The sequence below is a fragment of the Paenibacillus agaridevorans genome (genome assembly GCF_018604145.1).
Classification (GTDB): domain Bacteria; phylum Bacillota; class Bacilli; order Paenibacillales; family Paenibacillaceae; genus Pristimantibacillus; species Pristimantibacillus agaridevorans.
Genome location: NZ_CP075889.1, coordinates 4,711,853 through 4,729,386, shown reverse-complemented (window position 1 = coordinate 4,729,386; position 17,534 = coordinate 4,711,853). Strand labels below are relative to the sequence as shown.

Below are 17,534 nucleotides of genomic sequence, written 5' to 3'. Positions count from 1 at the left end.
ATATGGAAGAACCAAAAGTGCTAACCTCAAAAGAATTTATTGAGTTGACAATGTCACACAAGACTGTTTCATTCCCTGAAAATGATTATTTTCAAAGAGAACTTTTTTTAACAGAATACTGGAGATCCATTCTCTTTGAAATAGCTTTCAAAAGCGATTTTCCAAACGACAATATACAACCAGTGCACAATCGTAAAATTAAGAATATGTTACGTCAACAAGTGGATGCTATATGGCCTGAATTAAAAGACGCAATTTTAAAAGAAGAAAGCGATTTTACTAAACACGTTCGGCAATGCTTGGAGAAAATTGGTGATATAGTTCATCTAAAAAGTGGATTTTATGTACCTTTGCCCTTACGGATAATTGATCTACCGGAAAGTGAGTACGCAGTTATTGTTGGTGGAACATCTACGACATTTATTCGAAATATGCTCCCAAGTGCACGAATTTCAGGATACGGGCGAATAGTTGAGAAGAATAGAATACCTGACTCAATAAAAACGGATCGGCATTTATGGCAAGATTATTCAAATTGGATAGGATGGAAACCTGAAAACATTAAGAGTTGGATGACGTTGCAAATGCGTCAATTGTCTACTTTAGGAAGCCAAAGTATTCAAGGATTTGATGAATTTGAAGTGTATAATTCTTTGGGGCATAAAGAACGCGGTAATAGGTCTTTTTGGATTGATCAAAGAACAATTCAAGCACAAAAAATATCAGGAGTATTGCTTTGTAAAACAGTGGACTCAAATAAACGTTATTTCTTGGGAGAGTTAAAAGATGGTTGTTTATTGAAGGAACTTACAATCACAGCTACTGACACTATTAGATGGTTGATGATAGGATTTCGATTAGAAAGTAGACGATCTCCAATAGCCCGTTGGAATGATAATTTTTTGAAAGTCAATTCTCCGCTCCCACAGGCATTAGAACGTCATATATTAGTTTTCTCGCTAAAACAGAATACTTTTGAGTACTACGTTTGTGAACAAGTTCAGGATCATGTTGAACAGTTCCTGAAATCACACGGATATGAAATTTGGGGAACAAGGAGGAACCACATTGAGTGATGCATACGGTGCGTTTGAAGTTTCCAAGGCATTGCACAAGACTTTACGGTCTTATCTTGAATCAGCATATCATATAAAGAATGACAGTTTAATTAGAGAGAGAAATCTTTTGCTTGATCAGATTGGCCAGATAAGCCAACAACCTTTTATTGAAGCAACGCCGAGTTATGAGCTAGGCTCATCATATGAAAAATTAAGTATTCCAGACGCAGCCAAAAATATTTTAGTACAAGTCTCTCAAATGAGCAACCCCAGTGTAGGTGTATTCCCTAGTCCCTATACTCATCAGGCTAAAGCACTTGAAGCTTTTTTAGATGAGGATGAAGATATTATTGTTGCTACAGGGACGGGGTCAGGGAAAACGGAGAGTTTTTTGATGCCGGTTCTAGGATCGTTAGCAATAGAGGCTGCTGATCGCCCGAATGTAGCTTCATTGCGTGGTTGCCGGGCAATTCTATTATATCCAATGAATGCACTGGTCAATGACCAACTCGGAAGAATAAGAAAACTGTTTGGTGATGAGAGAGTTGCAGCTTTATTGAAACAAGGGCGAGATAGAAATGTTCAGTTTGGATCATACACTTCAAAAACCCCTTATCCAGGGGTGCATAAGTCTGCGAAGACTACAGCGCATATTGAGCCATTGTTTGAAAAGTTTTATTTGAAGTATGCCGGGGACATTAATAAAGTTCGTGAACTTCAGGCAAAAGGGAAGTGGCCTAGTAAGGATCTTATCAAATTCTATGCTAAACATAAGGAACAGAATGAAACATATAGAACAGGCAAGCGTCAAGGGAAGCCTAGAATTATAAGAAATTGGCATGAACGTTTGAAAACACAACCCGATGATAGGGAATTATTGACTAGACATGAAATGCAAAAATTATGCCCAGATATTCTTATTACCAACTACTCGATGTTGGAATACATGCTCATGCGTCCAATTGAGAGGAGTATTTTTAAGGATACAAAGGAATGGCTAGAAGCCGATCAAAGAAATAAGCTAATTCTAATTTTAGATGAAGCACATATGTACCGCGGAACTGGTGGAGCCGAAGTGGCTTTTCTAATAAGAAGGTTAACGGCCAGATTAGGTATTGATCGTAATAGAATGAAATGCATACTCACAAGTGCTAGCTTAGGAAAGAGTGAGGCTGATGAGCAAGCTATTATAAATTTTGCTGGTGAACTTACAGGTATCAATGAAAAAACATCGCGTAAATTCCAATTGATTACGGGTAATTTGGAGTTGCGTCAGGGAGCACGCAGGGGAATTGCAGAAGAGGCCGTAATTTTGTCACGAATAAATCTTTCCGTAATTCAGAATACATTAGTATACCCGGAGGCTGCGATTAAGGAATTTAATGCTGTAGCAGGCATGCTAGGAATGGATAGTTTTAAAGGCAATAAGGTTAATGAATTTGTTAATCACCTTTTTTATCAACTGTCAGGATGGGGTCCAGTTGAGCAGATGATTGAAGCTTTAAGTGGGAATACTTTACCACTACATCGTCTATCAAACGAACTCTTCCCTATTCAGGATACAGTGACCGCCCAGCAAGCGACTGAAGTTGTTTTGGCTTTGGGAGCACTTGCTAAGAGAAAAGTTGATAATAAAGTCCTGCTGCCTACAAGAATGCATCTGTTTTTTAGAGGAATTCCAGGTCTATACGCTTGTACCAATCAGGATTGCGAGGGGAGATTGGACAAAACAGAAAAGCAATCAATATTAGGGCGGTTGCATACTGTTCCTATGTTGAACTGTAATTGCCAAAAAAATGCCCGGGTATATGAATTGCTTACTCATCGTGATTGTGGTGCTGCATTTATAGTAGGATATGTGCATGGTGAGAATGGTGACTTTTTACTCCATGAGCCAACAAATATAACTGGAGTAAATGATGAGATTGAAGATCGTCTGTATAAAATTCAACTGTTAGTTGATGGTCAACCTAACGAGCGAGATATTGAAAACTGTGTACCTGCTTGGCTAGATATCAGTTCAGGCAAGTTATTTTATAATGAACCGGAGACAACAGAAGGGTTCCTGAAAGTGTATAAACCAATCAGTTCTGGATCGGGAGATAAACTATTTCAACGTTGTCCAATCTGTTTGAAAAAATGGAAAAAGAACAGAAGTAAGATCATGAATCTGGCTACAAAGGGCGAGGCACCGTTTGCAAACCTTGTTAAGGCTCAATTGTTTAATCAACCAGCACAACGTAGAGCAAACGATGAATTTCCGAATGGCGGAAGAAAAGTTTTGTTGTTCTCTGATGGGCGACAGAAAGCAGCTCGCTTAGCGAGAGATATTCCAAGAGAAGTTGAATGGGATACTTTTAGACAAGCAATTGTTTTAGCTGCTGTTCGATATAAAGAAGTATGCAACAGAGACCCCAAGATAAACGATGCACTCTATATTGCCTTTGTGTCGGTCGTAGCGGAGTTCAATCTTCAGTTTTTTGATCTAGAGGATAGAATATCATTACTTAAGCATGTTCGAGATTTTAAAGAAGACTATGATGGATCTTTAGAATTTGCAACAGAGCAGCAATGGGAGTGCAGACCTTCTTCCAGCTACTATAAAGCAGTCCTGCGACAATTGTGTAATAAAGAATATTCGTTAAGGGCTGCGATGGTTGGATATCTTGTACCTACTAATCTAATGGTACAAAAGATAAGTAAAGAAGTATCGGTAATTACGGATAAACTAAATACTTCCCATATAGAAGCTCTAACTAACTATTATATTGAAGATATTTTGGAGGATTTTGCTTTTGAATTAGAGACAAAAATATCTGCTTCTATAAGGCGAAAAGCAGCCGGATACCCGCAAAGTTCATGGACAAGTTCAGGGAAGATTGGAGATGAACAAAGGTTTATCTTAGAAGAATATTTTAAATGTACTCCAGAAGAAGTAACGAGTATTCAAGAAATTTTGCGTAAGAGACTGTGTCATAAGATTGGCGATGCCTATGTCATAGACAGTAATGATGTTGTATTAAAGATTGACATCGGTTCAAATTGGTACAAATGCAACTGTTGCACCTTTATATCTCCAGTTAAACTGGGGGATTATTGTGTTAACTGTGGCGACAAAGATGTCATTATTCTTGATCCTGACACCCATGACTATGTGCAGGCACGAAAGGGATTTCTACGTACTCCAGTCGTGCAGTCTATACGAAATGAAAGTAGCCCTAAGTACGTAACTGCTGAAGAGCACACAGCACAGCTATCACATAAAGACGCAGGTGAAATTTTTGCCTCGAACGAAATTTATGAGTTGCGTTTTCAAGATGTAAAATTGGAACAAGACGAATTAGTAGAAGGTTCAGTAGATGTGCTGAGTTGTACCACTACAATGGAAGTTGGGATTGACATAGGCTCTCTAGTTGCTGTTGGACTAAGAAATGTCCCACCTCAACGTGAAAATTACCAACAAAGAGCAGGGAGAGCTGGGCGTCGCGGCTCGTCACTGTCTACAGTTATTACTTATGCTGAAGGGGCGCCGCACGATAGCTTCTATTTTCAACATCCAGAGAAAATTGTAGCAGGTTCTCCGAGATTACCAATGATTAAAGTTAATAATATTAAGATTGCTAAAAGACATGTTTTTGCATTTATGTTCCAAACCTTTTTTCATGAAATGATTGATAGAAGCGAAGTGAAAATAGATGAGGATAAGACATTATTTGCTGCTCTTGGTTCTGTCACAGATTTTTTTAGCTTAGATTCAGAAAGTCAATTCAACAAGTTCAAGTTTATTGAATGGATTAAACAAGGTATTTACGAGAACCACACTCTTGTTAATCGCATTATCGAGTGGTTGCCAGAAAACATAGCAACTGACAAAATTAAATGTGTACACGACTTCACAGAGGAATTATTATCAAAACTCGAATTAATATTACCAAATAACATAAATAATAACGATGTTGATGAAGAAGACGATGAAGATGAATTAGATCTCGGCACCAGTAGAAAAGAACTTCTTAGTTATTTATTTGATGAAGGTTTTTTACCGAGTTATGCATTTCCAACTAGTCTTTGTAGTTTTCCGATCGAGGTAAAGAAAGAGAAAGGAAAAAATAGTTTTAAGATAATTACCAAAGAATTGCCACAGCAATCTATTGATCAGGCATTGAGTGAATATGCGCCTGGAAGGTTAGTGGTGATTGATAAAACGACGTATCGATCTGGTGGAATAGTAGCAAATGCAGCAAGAGTTACGGATATCAATCGAGCAGAAAAGCTTTTCCAAGCGAAGTCTAATTTTAGGAAATATGTGTCCTGTAGGAGATGTACATTTGTTCGTGACATAGATGAGGCTGAAAAATTAAGTGAGAAAGATCCATGTCCTGTTTGTGCAGGCACACTTGATGCAGGAAGACTTTTAATACCCGAAGTATTTCTTCCTGAAAAGGGAGCAGCTATCATAGAGGGGGATGATGAACAAGAACTGACGTATGCTACAACCGCGCAATTCCCTCTTCCGCTTTCCGAAGATGACATGGGGGAATGGACAAGAATTGGTGAAAAGCTGATTTCTGTTCAGGCGAAGGATCAATGGCTCGTTACAATTAATAAGGGCAATGATGAGAGCAACGCTGGATTTTATGTATGTGAATCGTGCGGAGCAGCAAAAGTTGTTGATCCTGAAGATAAAAAAACTCCTAACGTTTCTCATGATCGTCCCTATCAAGTGGAACCTGTTTATGGTGTGCAAGTGCCGTCCAGATGTCAGGGCGCATATCAAAACGTATTTTTGGGACACGACTTTAAAAGTGATTTGTTGCTACTGCGTTTAAAAATAGAAGAACCACTTATTAGTTCAGTAAATCTTAATCTTGATAACCATATTATAAATGACGCCCTGCGGACAGTTTCTGAAGCCTTGTTAATATCTGCTAGTAGGGAATTAGATATCGATCCCGCGGAGTTCAAAGTTGGTTTTAGACTTGTGAAATTAAATCCAGATGATCCATTGAGAGCGGATATTTACATGTTTGATTCCCTGGCAGGTGGTGCGGGATATGCAGAACAAGTAGCTCACAAGTTGCCAATGATCCTAAATGAAGCCTTGGATCTATTAGAAAATTGCCATCAAAAGTGTGATCGTTCTTGTACGGATTGTATTCGGCATTATCAAAATAGGTACTGGCACATTCATTTGGATCGTCATTTAGGCGCGAGTTTGTTAAGATACATGGTTCATTCAACGACACCTAATATTTTGGAAGTTGATCGGCAAAGAAAAGTTCTTGAGCCATTGGTTAGAATTTTAGAATTGGAAGGCTACACTTGTAAAGATAGTGTGAGTTATAATGGAATTCAGGTTCCATGGGTGATAAGCTCTCAAAATCGTCAAATCGCTCTTGGTGTAGCTCCAAGTCTAATTGATAAAGATCACATAGAGAAACTCCATCCTCTTACAAGACTTTATACTGAAACTCAGTTATTATTGGTTAATGAATATCTAATAGGGAGAAATTTGTCCTTGGTTTACAAGCAGTTTAAAGAGAAAATTGAAAAAAGTTAATTTTGCTTATAAAAATGTTACCTCCGAAAGGTGGGAGGTAACATTTTTATTTTAGGCGGTTAGGTGAGAATTGATGATTAATAGAAAAACTATACTACAGCCTTCTCTATCTGAAGAAAACTTGAAGAAACTAAATGAAATATTAGAACAGGCTCTAGACATCCCAGAGGGGGAGGAGAGGGCTTATTGGATCACAAATAAAATTTTAGACCATGATAATGAAAATCTAGATAGTATTAAGTTTCGAAGCTTATTGCTGTTGTTAAGAGATTTATTTCTGCAAGGATGGGACTTAAAAATTCATGACAAAACAGTGAGCATTCATCATCCTGAAACACCAGAAAATATGGAAAAAAAACAGTGGTTTAGAGAGGCATTATTCTATGAAAGAAACAAACAATTAGAAAGTGATTCATTTAAAAAGTTTATATTGAGAATGGAAAGACAAAAAAAATATATGGGAAAAGTTGTGTCTATAAAGAGTTTAACTGCACCTGTTAATCGACTTCTAAGTACGATTCAAGAACAAAAGGCGGATGCAATAAGGCCCTACTTACAAATCGTACAGAGTAGCACAGATCGGGATGAGCATACCGGATATAGGCTTCTAGATATTTGGAGATATTTCCGATTAACCTGGACATTGCCTCATAAGCCTACACCAGGGAGAAATATTTTTGTGTTAGTGAGAGATTCTGCACAGGAATGTCATCCAGTTATAGGTATTGCTGCTCTTGGCAGCAGCATCGTACAGATAACTTGCCGCGATAACGAAATAGGATGGACCATCGAAAGCTTGAGGGAACGTCTACAAAACATGGACGAATTTACTTCTCAACAAGTAGTAAATGGCTTATTGCAATCCATTGAAAATTCAATTTTAGAAATTCAGTCACGAGATTTAATAAGAGAAGATATAAATCTCTTGAATGTCAATGAGTATATAAATGATATAAATGAGTTTTTGGAAATTGAAGGTGATACGGTTGCAGAAGCTCCTAAAATTACATCAAATATTAATAATGCTGATTGGGATGATGTTTGTCGAGGTTTGTTTTATAAGAAGAAGCGAGCTAAGACACTTCTTAAATTATTCAAAGCGCAGGACTTTTTCAATCATTTAAATCTTAATAAGTCCCAAGAATCGTTGCAACAACTCGTACAAACTTCACGTGGGAGATCCGCTTTGTCTGTAGCGCTACAGTCGAATAAAAAAGAAAAGGTTGGCGCGAATATGATGGATATCATCGTTTGCGGTGCTGTTCCTCCATACAACTTTTTGTTGGGCGGTAAATTGACTGCATTGTTGATGATGAGCCCTCAAATTATCCAAGCTTATGAAGAGAAATATAGAAATCAGGTTTCAGTAATTGCTTCAGCAATGAAAGGTGAACCTGTTATCAAGCCTGCTCATTTAGTTTTTCTAGGAACAACAAGTCTTTATGAGTCTGGTAGTAGTCAATACAACAGATTATATATTCCATCCAAAACTATCAATAGTAGCGAGCCCCAAAAAAAAATTGGGTACCAATCATTAGGACTCACTAAAGGTTTTGGTACTGTATATATTTCTGATGAAACAGTTGAATCATTAACTGAATTAACTACAAAATTACATGGGAGACGTATAGTGAGTAATACTTTTGGGGAAGGAACTAGCCCTAGGATGCGTTTGATACGGGCAGGCTTAGATGCGCTAGGACTTCCGTCCGAACATTTACTTAATCACAGTTTTAAAAGAATCGTATATGGCATCAAGTTAGCTGAGAATGCGTATGAGTACTTGCGAGGTGAAGAAGGTAGGCCAGAGTATTACTTATGTCAAAATACTTCGGTTCAGACGACTGAGGAAATTAGTAGTTTTTGGAGAGAACGTTGGTTATCGATGAGGATTGAAAATCATAGAGTAATACAACAATTAAGTGACTTTAATATTGACGACTTTTTGTTGGGGAGTAAGTTGAACGATAGTTAAATATTATTGATTAAATCTGGGGATTATTAAGTTGATTTTGTGCGATAGGTAGCACAATTGACTAAGAGATGCAGGTCCCTCTACATCTGTAAGTTGGCTAAAGGGTTCCATTTCGTCCTTCTAGACGACGAAATGGAGCCCAAATAAGAACCAGCATCAATTAGTGTAGCTTTTAGACTTCATTGATGAGCCTGTAAAAATCCGACTTTTCCATGCTAGAATCAAAGTTTTGTGTGTATTCCAAGTAAAGGGCTTCTTTTTCTTGTAAATAGGATGATTGCGACCGCTTCGCCTGTTTTGCTGCTACCATAATATTATGATTTCTACACTGCTCAATAAATGCTGTATTCATCCTATCAGCAAATAAATTACTCCACTCGTCATAAAAGTTATGATCACATCTTTTTTCGAAATCATGTAAATGAATCAACCAATCCACGACGCGATGGTGTTGAAAAGCGGAAGTAAACTCGTTTTCCGGAATACACTTCAACAATATACCCCACATACACTCCTTTTGCTCTATTTCACATGCGTAGTCGATCCACTTGATTTCATGTGGCCAGAAAGGCAAAACGTCCCCCATATACTTTACATTGTACAAATATCTGTAAAATCCAGTCATCAATTCATCAAAAGCTATTTTCTCATTGCCCTCCATCCCAAATACTTCAGATAGCATGGTACTTTTGCCCTCAATGGGCACTCTCTTAGTGAAGGTATGGTTATAGGCGTCACTGAATACACGATACCATGTAACATCAGCAGTAGTTCCGTGAAATCCCAATATTTTTGCACCTAAATTTTGTCTGAGTCTGCCCTTTGTTCGGGGGCCGACGTTTAAGAATAGTTCTTTAAACCTCTCTGTGGCTTTACATATCATGATTTTGGCAAAAGGTTTTATTTTCTCTTTATTTTGCAGGTTTCCTTTCAATGTATTGATATTAATGTATCCATTACCAAGATGTTCACGGTCAACAATGGAGGTCATTATTGAAGTAATTGATATGATATTCATTTGATTCATAAGTTCAGCTATCTGATGCTTGTGTTCGGATATGTTTTGCATTTTACCACAGAATAGTCCGATTCGTTTCCGCATTACCTCTAATCGTTTGTAAGCTAGCGATTCTGGAACTCCAGATCGTTTTAAGGTGTTGGCAATACGATTGCTATTATAGACCGTTTCCAAAACTCTTCCATCAAAGCTAGGAAACTCATTATTTTTTTCCTTGGATAGAATCCAGTCTTTATTAAGAATGATCGTTTCTTCATTCTGTTCATCGACATGAGAAGCTACAATATAAGTCATAATATTAGGTTTTTGGGAGTAAAGGACTTCGATTTCTTTCAAAAAGTCATTGGCGGCACCAGCTCGAATTGGTTCCACGAAAAATGCTACGGATAACTGTGGATAATCATCATTGAAGATACGGTGATATCTTTCACGTAAAATCTGATCATCGATAGACTGAGCATGATCCAATCCGAAGGTGTCAACTAGTAAAATTCTTTTGAAATTAAGTGAATGTAATTTATCATAATATTGTTTACTGATTACTGAAGTAATCCTTGTTTTATCAACAACACTAGATAGAGAGCGTTTTTCCGTTGAATTATCGACTTGGCAGACTTTTAAACAGAGCTCGAGGAAGTCAGTCTTGTTTCCGTCTGCTAAATCGAATGAAAATATAGTATCCTCAATATCATTTTGTATTTCTGTACTACCTTTATATACCGATCTAATTGTCTCCATAATATGTTTGTATGCTGTTGTAAAATATAGGGCCCATACCATTTCTATTGCTTCTTCTTCTCTTTCCTTGTTTACTTTTATCTCATCCGATTGTTTGGTATCTCTCTCGTCAGATACACTAGTATATAGAAATCTTCGCTTGATCTCGTCAACCCTTTTATTGTCTAGTAACTGAGTATTCTCCTCAATGCTATCTTCATTTAGGGTTTTGATAATTTTACATGATTCAAAAAACAGTTGTTCTAACGTAAATGTTAAATCAGATGATAAAAAGGAGAATTCACGAATGTCAAAGAAATCACTAGAATAGATAACAGCTTCTTTGACATCGTCTAAATATTCATTAATTTGCTCTTTCATCCAGTCAAGAGCAAGTATGTGTTTTCCGTCATTTGGGATCATATAGCCGTGTAGTTTCTCTATCACTTGCGCTGTTCTTCTTTGCACAAAATGTCGCTCGCTCATGAGTGATATACTCACTGTGATCGGTTGATCCGTATCTTGTATTAAAAAGTTATATTCGGAATAAGAACGTGTAGTTTGTCCTTTTCCCACGGAATTGATCTTTTCTGGATATTTGCTAAATGATCGTATGAAGGCTGACTTTCCCGAAGCAGATTTTCCTATTACTGCAACACCAATCGAAAGATTTTGGGATTTATTCAATGTTGGTCACCTCGCGAGAATTCTTAAGAGTCAAATCATCTAGTTTTTGAAGAATATTCAGTATATATTGCTCTTTATTTTTTTTTCCTATAAATCCATTATTCAAATCTGTATAAAACCAGTGTTCGATCTCGCTGATTAAATCAACATAACAAAGATTTTGCTTAATTAATGTGAGTAATTTTGTATCGGTCCCCAATTCACCTAGGTTTCTACTTTCTACTTCAGGTATCGTTTTCTGCTCTTTAAAATAAAAATCGCCTAGTAGAGATGAATAGTCCCAGGGAATTTGATTGGGATGTTTCTTCATCACTTCTCTACGCACAGATTTAAAGATGTCTTCTATTTTCTCGGTTCCTTGTTCTTTGATCAAGTTACCCATTGAATATGTAAAAATGCCATGATTTCCGATTTCATGCGCTGCTCCATCAGGTCCGGTAGCGAATGCTATATAAACACCTCGGGACTTATAAATATCTCTAACTTGTGAAGACGCTCCCCGTGCTATGAAGTGTTTTTGAGCCCTTTTTCTACAGCAATCAAGCAATACAATACCCGTAAAATCATTACTTGAAGAAAAATTGAGTATTAACTCTGTCGTATCTACCAGACCATCCAGCAAAGACTCATCTGCAAAGCCGACACAATCGCTTGGTACAAGGTATTGGCGCCCCTCAACTTCAACCCCATGACCTGCAAAATATAAGAGTCCTGCATCATAGTCCTTTAATTTCCAACTGAAGGCGGCCAGAGCCTCACGTAAGGATTCCCTGTCCGAATCTAGTAGCAACTCAGTTTCAAAATCACAAGCTTTTAGCACTTCCTGCATTAAAATTGCATCGTTAATTGAACATTTAAGTGATTCCCAACTTAAGTACTTATTTATTCCTATGATATATGCCAATCTACCCAATGAGATCCCCCTTAAGATATAATTGAGCTCTGTTTATATTAATATACCACAAACCATAATAGGATTATATTACCACGAAAATCATTGCTATTCGATTAATCTCCTTGTTGAGGAAATGGCGACCTTAATTTCATAGAACTGCTCCAACTTACAAGGTATGTTTGGCATAGCACAGAAAAACTTTCTGAAAGATATCCGGTTTCTGATTCTTCGAGTGTGTAAGCCAAGAATTAAAATAACGAGGCATATCCTTGCAAACTGCTTTCTATGAAAGTATCTGATTGATCCCCAAATGCTCCTCTTAACCTCCTTTCCTACTTCACATAAAATACCCCGAAATCAACGAAAAGGTTGCCTGAATACTCAAAATTCTGAATGCGGCTGAAAAAGTAGGCTGAACCTTCAATTTATTGTTCTACAGATTTTTTTCTCCGACTACCCGATTTTGCCCGAAAAATGAAACGGCTTATAGAGGGACAAAATCTCCTCGCAGCCGTTCTTTGAAAATTGAAAATAAGTTTGTCCGGCACATTCCCCATGCAGCCTCGAAGGAAAGCCAAAATGCCAGCGCGCCATGACCATATTGTTCCTGCCCATCTGTTCAAGACGCAGGACAACATGAGAGCGATTCCGTGATGCATAACGAAATGGTGGTTCCATTTACGGCGATGACCTGCATGGTGGGATCATGATACTTCCGTTTAGCCACAGCTTATCGCAATGGGGGCGGCCTGCAGCGATCCTGGAGGAAGCGCAGGCGTGCGCTTATGGAGACAGTTCACCGCTGTCCGCCGGATAAATTTTTCTATGTTACCTGTTACTCACCCATCAGTGATTACTGTTAGGATTCAATCGGACTACTCTTTTATATTAATTTTAGATTGCACGCAGGTTTGGAGTCTACATGGGTATAGACATTATTTGTTTTTAGTTTCTGGTGTAGCGCTGAAAGCAAGCAGCTTTGATGAAAAGCATCATGCTTTTGCCGATAGATGAAACTGCACTCTTTGAAATCGAATATCCAAGAGTTTATCCATTTCGGGTGCGCTCTTTTTATATAGATAACTATGAAAGGCCGGTGCTCGGATTCCTCGAAGCAACCGGCCTTTTCTCTATTGAAAGGAGACTGAACCACATGGCCAAGGTCATCGCCCTTGCCAATCAGAAAGGCGGCGTGGGCAAAACAACGACAGCGGTCAACCTCGGCATCGGGTTGGCGGCGGAAGGCTACCGGGTGCTGCTGCTGGATGCTGACGCGCAAGGGAATTTAACGGATTCGCTTGGCTTTCAAGAACCGGACAGCCTCCCGGTTTCGCTGGCGACAATGCTGCAAAAATGTATGGCAGAGGAAGCCTTCGACCCACAGGAGGGTATTTTGCAGCATCACGAAGGAATTGACCTGATGCCGGGCAACATCGAACTGTCTGCCGTTGAAGTGGCGCTCGTCAATACGATGAGCCGGGAAACGATACTGCGCGGGTATGTTGATTCGGTAAAAGAGAACTATGATTATATCCTGATCGACTGTATGCCAAGCATGGGTATGATGACGATCAATGCTTTGGCAGCGGCAGATAGCGTCATCATTCCTGTTCAGGCGCATTATTTGCCAGCAAAAGGCATGACACAGTTGTTGCAGACGGTTGCCCGCGTTCGCCGCCAAATTAACAAAAAGCTGGTGGTGGAGGGCGTGTTGCTCACAATGGTGGATAGCCGCACCAATTTTGCTAAAGATATTTCATTCATCCTGCGCCGCGATTATGGGGATAAGCTGCGCGTGTTCCAAACAGAAATTCCTCTTTCCATCCGCGCTGCAGAGACAAGCGCTCGCGGCAAAAGCATTTATGCACACGATCCGAACGGACAAGTCGCCAAGGCGTACGCTTCATTAACGAGGGAGGTGCAGGATATTGGCAGCGAAAGAAGACCGGCGCGCCAGCATAAAACTGACCACAGTCGATGATTTGTTTAGCACGGAAGAAACCCGGAATGCGACACAGAAGGAACAGATCAAGGAAATTCCGCTGACAGAGATCAGTGATTTCCTTGATCACCCCTTTAAAGTAAAGGCGGACGAAGTAATGCTGGAGATGGCGGAAAGCGTAAAGCAATACGGGGTACTGGTTCCTGTGCTGGTACGTCCCAAAACGGATGGCGGCTTTGAAATGGTGGCCGGGCATCGGCGCAAGAAGGCAAGTGAAATGGCGGGAATGGAGTCTATTCCATGTATTATTCGTGAGTTGGACGACGATCAGGCAACCATTATTATGGTGGACAGTAACTTGCAGCGGGAGCATGTGTCTCCGAGTGAAAAGGCGTTTGCCTATAAAATGAAGCTGGAAGCGATGAAAAGGCAAGGCCAACGCAGTGATTTAACTTCCGCCCAAGTTGGGCGGAAGTTAGGCGGCAGGGAATCCAGAGAATTGCTGGCCGAACAAGTTGGAGAAAGTAAAAATCAAATCTCACGCTATATCCGCCTGACCGAACTCATTCCTCCCATTCTTGAAATGGTCGATGACAAGGAAATGGCATTTGGCCCCGCCGTTGAGATCTCTTACTTGGCCGAGAAAGAGCAGCAAGCCCTGCTGGAAACGATGCAGGCCGAGGACTGTACGCCCTCACTGGCGCAGGCGCAGCGTATGAAAAAGCTTAATCAGGATGGCAAGCTGAATGGTGATGTTATTTTTGCTATTTTGACAGAGGAAAAGCCCAATCAGAAGGAGAAGCTGACGATCCGTAAGGAGCGTATTGAAAAGTTCTTTCCGCAAGAATTTACCGAGCAGCAAAAGGAAGACCTGCTCGTGCAATTATTAGAAAACTGGTATCGCAGGAAACAGCGGGAACGGGAACATGAGCGTTGATTCACCCTTTTTTCTCTCTCAGATGGAGAGATTTTTTTATGCCCACTTTTGCAGAAAGGAGCAGTCCGATGGATTTTACCGAAGGAAGACGGCGTCAGTATGAGCAACTAATGAAGGAAAAGCCGGGTTTCACACAGAGCTGTCCGTCCGAGGAGGAGGAACGGCCGATTAGGAAGCAGGCAAAAGGAACGGTAACCAAGCCGAAGCAGACTAATCGCAAAAGGTGTCGGGAGGATTGATAATGGAGCAGGAGAAACGAATGGCTGGCGACTACGAGGTCTATCAGGCGTTGCCCATTGGCAGGGTCGAGGTTGTTTTGGGCATCGACACGACGAATAACGAGAAGCCCTATCTGGTCTGCTATTGTGATCAGAATAATTTGTTTGGCAATGATCAGTATTATGGCGCAGAGGGATTCACGGACTATCTGGAGGCGATGCAGGAGTTTGGCAAGCTATTGCAGTGGGAAATCGAAAAGCTTCAGACCGAGCGTACTGCCATTCCAGAATCAATGCCCCCGATCCAATTTACCCATTGCCTGCCCATCAAAAGCGAGGATGAGCTCCACGGCAGTCTTGTCGTGATTCGACCGGAAAGACTGCGACCGGAATTTCGCACAGCAGATCATCAATTGGTTTGGGTGACGGGGGGCTTCGGCGCATCGGGGAATTCACGCGGAAGGGCCGTTTTCGCGATGAGGCTCTATTCAGGTGACGAATGCCGCTATAATCGGGAGGATCTGCTGGGCTTCCTAAAATCGGAGCATACACCAGCCTGGGCACAAGAGAAGCTGGCGCTTCATCAGGTGGAGAAGCAACAAAAGCCTAAGTCGCGGGACGCCCGCTAAACAAAACGGGAATCATTTCGATTGAAGGAAGGAGTCGTTTGCGATGTCTTGGAACTATCGCAATCGCAAGGCACTCGTTATCGTTGCCATTGCGGTGAGCCTGGTGTTACTTGTGGCGGCAGCCGTCTTTTTGCTCATGCAGCATAACGAGCAACAGCAAATACAACAACAGATGCAAGAAAGCTACGAGCGGCAGCTCGCGCAATTGAAGCAAGAGAAGGAACTGAACAGCCGAGAGGTGTGGGTAGTAAACCAAAATGTTGGGGCAGGCAATGAATTGACGGCAAATGATCTACAGGCGATTCCGATGCCTGTTACCCTTGTTCCGGCGGGTATCCTCACGGATCGGGAAGCGATTATCGGTAAGCATACCAAGGTGGAACTGGAGGCGGGTACGCCGCTACATGCCTCTTTGTTATACGAAGGACAGCCCGTTCCAAAGGATGTACGGCTCAAGGAGTTTCAGGTGATTCAGCTTCCTTCCAATCTCAAGACCGAGCAGTTTATCGATGTGCGGATCGGTTTCCCGACTGGAGAAGATTTTGTTCTGCTGTCCAAAAAGCAGGTGCGGCAGTTGTCGGGCAATGTGATTTGGCTGGAATTGAACGAGATGGATTTGCTGCAAACATCCAGTGCGATCATCGACGCCTATCTGCAAGGGGCACGGCTTTATGCGCTCCCCTATATCGAGCCTGGCTTGCAGGAGGCAGCCGTTGTAAACTATCCGGCCAATCCGAAGGTGCTGGATTTGATGGAAATCGACCCGAATCTACTTGAAAAGGCAAAAACGGAACTGGCCCGAAGCCTGCGCCAAACGCTGGATACTAATTTAAATGCGGTCAGTGAGTCGGACAAACTGCGGGCCTCCAGCGGGAATGTTACAGTACAGCAGCAATTGCAAAATGAACGTGCAACTACCCGGCAGGGCAATGCTATGTTTGAAGCGCAGTCGCAGTCGGGCAGTGGGACATCAGAAACGGATGTATCCAATAACCGACCTCCAGGTGAGGGGCAACCCACAGCTTCTACAGTGCCTACGCAGGAATCACCTGCTCTTTCTGCCCCGGCAGAGTCAACCGTTCCTCCTTCGACTTCCAGCGGAACGGAAGCGGTGACGGAAACAGAAGCACCATCGGGAGAAGAACGGTGGGAGGATATACTCAATCAGTAAGGGAGACGGCCATGAAAAAAATGATATTTCTCGGTTCAGCGGACAAGAGCCATGTGCTACTGGCGCTGGGGCGCTTGCTCACGGCAATGGGGAAGAAGGTGCTGCTAGTGGACTCCACAATGGGGCAAGCGGTTCAGGGCTATTTGCCGCCCGTCTTCACCGGCAGCGCCGTGCAGGAGTTTGAGGACATGGATATAGCCTACGGTTACATTACAGCCGCACAACTGGATCACGCACTGGAACAGGCGGGAACATTGGGGGCGTACGATGTGCTGCTACTCGACACCGATCATACCCAAATGGTAACGGGACGCAATTTACCCGACTTTGACAAACGTGTATGGTGTTGGGACGGCAAGCGGCTATCACTGCAAAAGAATGAAGAACTGCTGCTGCGCTTGTGCTTGCACGAAGCGGAAGCGCCGCTCTCTTTTTATGAATGGCTATCTCCGGCGTTACCGGGCAGGTTGCCTGCATGGCGGGCAGAAACACGGCTGCGCCATGTGGAGTGGCTGGAGCCTTCCTTTCATTTCCCGCTGGATGAACGCGATGCCACAGCGGATGTGCACAATCAGCATCAGCATCGTATTGACCTTCGCCGTGTCAGCGGAGCATTCCGGCAGGTGCTGCTCACAATGCTGCAACAGCTTGGAGATTGCGATGCGAAGGACGCGCGGCGCGCTTGGGCGACTGCCCAAAAGCGATGGCGAGCCTGGTAGAAAGGAGT

At 41.5% G+C, this 17,534-nt stretch carries 10 protein-coding genes; 8 read left to right on the top strand and 2 right to left on the bottom strand.

Annotation, left to right across the window (positions count from 1 at the left end; all coding sequences use genetic code 11):
- Positions 1-2: 2 nt before the first annotated feature.
- The 3 genes from KJW29_RS19295 (at position 3) to KJW29_RS19285 (ending at position 8,593) form a co-directional block, all read left to right on the top strand.
- On the top strand, positions 3-1,076 hold the full coding sequence (locus KJW29_RS19295; protein WP_214625773.1) for a hypothetical protein: 1,074 nt from the start codon (positions 3-5) through the stop codon (positions 1,074-1,076).
- Entirely contained in the window at positions 1,069-6,618 is a 5,550-nt protein-coding gene (locus KJW29_RS19290; RefSeq protein WP_214625772.1) for a DEAD/DEAH box helicase, read from the top strand. Before KJW29_RS19295 ends, KJW29_RS19290 begins: the two co-directional genes overlap by 8 nt.
- Before the next feature lie 73 nt (positions 6,619-6,691).
- Positions 6,692-8,593 (top strand): Druantia anti-phage system protein DruA, encoded by a 1,902-nt coding sequence (locus tag KJW29_RS19285; RefSeq protein WP_214625771.1) that lies wholly within the window; start codon positions 6,692-6,694, stop codon positions 8,591-8,593.
- A gap of 172 nt (positions 8,594-8,765) precedes the next feature.
- Here KJW29_RS19285 and KJW29_RS19280 read toward each other — a convergent pair whose 3' ends face one another.
- On the bottom strand, positions 8,766-11,015 hold the full coding sequence (locus tag KJW29_RS19280; RefSeq protein WP_214625770.1) for a hypothetical protein: 2,250 nt from the start codon (positions 11,013-11,015) through the stop codon (positions 8,766-8,768).
- Positions 11,008-11,928: a caspase family protein gene (locus KJW29_RS19275; RefSeq protein ID WP_214625769.1), complete on the bottom strand. Its 921-nt coding sequence runs from the start codon at positions 11,926-11,928 to the stop codon at positions 11,008-11,010. The genes KJW29_RS19280 and KJW29_RS19275 overlap by 8 nt, the downstream gene beginning before the upstream one ends.
- Positions 11,929-12,892: 964 nt before the next feature.
- Here KJW29_RS19275 and KJW29_RS19270 point away from each other — a divergent pair.
- The 5 genes from KJW29_RS19270 (at position 12,893) to KJW29_RS19250 (ending at position 17,526) form a co-directional block, all read left to right on the top strand.
- Positions 12,893-13,891, top strand: a complete 999-nt coding sequence (locus KJW29_RS19270; RefSeq protein WP_425517429.1) for a ParA family protein — start codon at positions 12,893-12,895, stop codon at positions 13,889-13,891.
- Positions 13,839-14,789, top strand: a complete 951-nt coding sequence (locus KJW29_RS19265; RefSeq protein ID WP_214625768.1) for a ParB/RepB/Spo0J family partition protein — start codon at positions 13,839-13,841, stop codon at positions 14,787-14,789. Before KJW29_RS19270 ends, KJW29_RS19265 begins: the two co-directional genes overlap by 53 nt.
- 241 nt (positions 14,790-15,030) lie before the next feature.
- Complete coding sequence (locus KJW29_RS19260; RefSeq protein WP_214625767.1) at positions 15,031-15,636, top strand: hypothetical protein; 606 nt, start codon at positions 15,031-15,033, stop codon at positions 15,634-15,636.
- A gap of 43 nt (positions 15,637-15,679) precedes the next feature.
- Entirely contained in the window at positions 15,680-16,807 is a 1,128-nt protein-coding gene (locus KJW29_RS19255) for an SAF domain-containing protein (RefSeq protein WP_214625766.1), read from the top strand.
- Positions 16,783-17,526, top strand: a complete 744-nt coding sequence (locus KJW29_RS19250) for a hypothetical protein (protein WP_214625765.1) — start codon at positions 16,783-16,785, stop codon at positions 17,524-17,526. The genes KJW29_RS19255 and KJW29_RS19250 overlap by 25 nt, the downstream gene beginning before the upstream one ends.
- Positions 17,527-17,534 lie beyond the last annotated feature (8 nt).

Bases quoted from the DNA above. Each gene is read 5' to 3' on its own strand.
- KJW29_RS19295 (WP_214625773.1), top strand. From the start codon at position 3: ATGGAAGAACCAAAAGTGCTAACCTCAAAAGAATTTATTGAGTTGACA.
- KJW29_RS19285 (WP_214625771.1), top strand. From the start codon at position 6,692: ATGATTAATAGAAAAACTATACTACAGCCTTCTCTATCTGAAGAAAAC.
- KJW29_RS19270 (WP_425517429.1), top strand. From the start codon at position 12,893: ATGAAAAGCATCATGCTTTTGCCGATAGATGAAACTGCACTCTTTGAA.
- KJW29_RS19260 (WP_214625767.1), top strand. From the start codon at position 15,031: ATGGAGCAGGAGAAACGAATGGCTGGCGACTACGAGGTCTATCAGGCG.
- KJW29_RS19255 (WP_214625766.1), top strand. From the start codon at position 15,680: ATGTCTTGGAACTATCGCAATCGCAAGGCACTCGTTATCGTTGCCATT.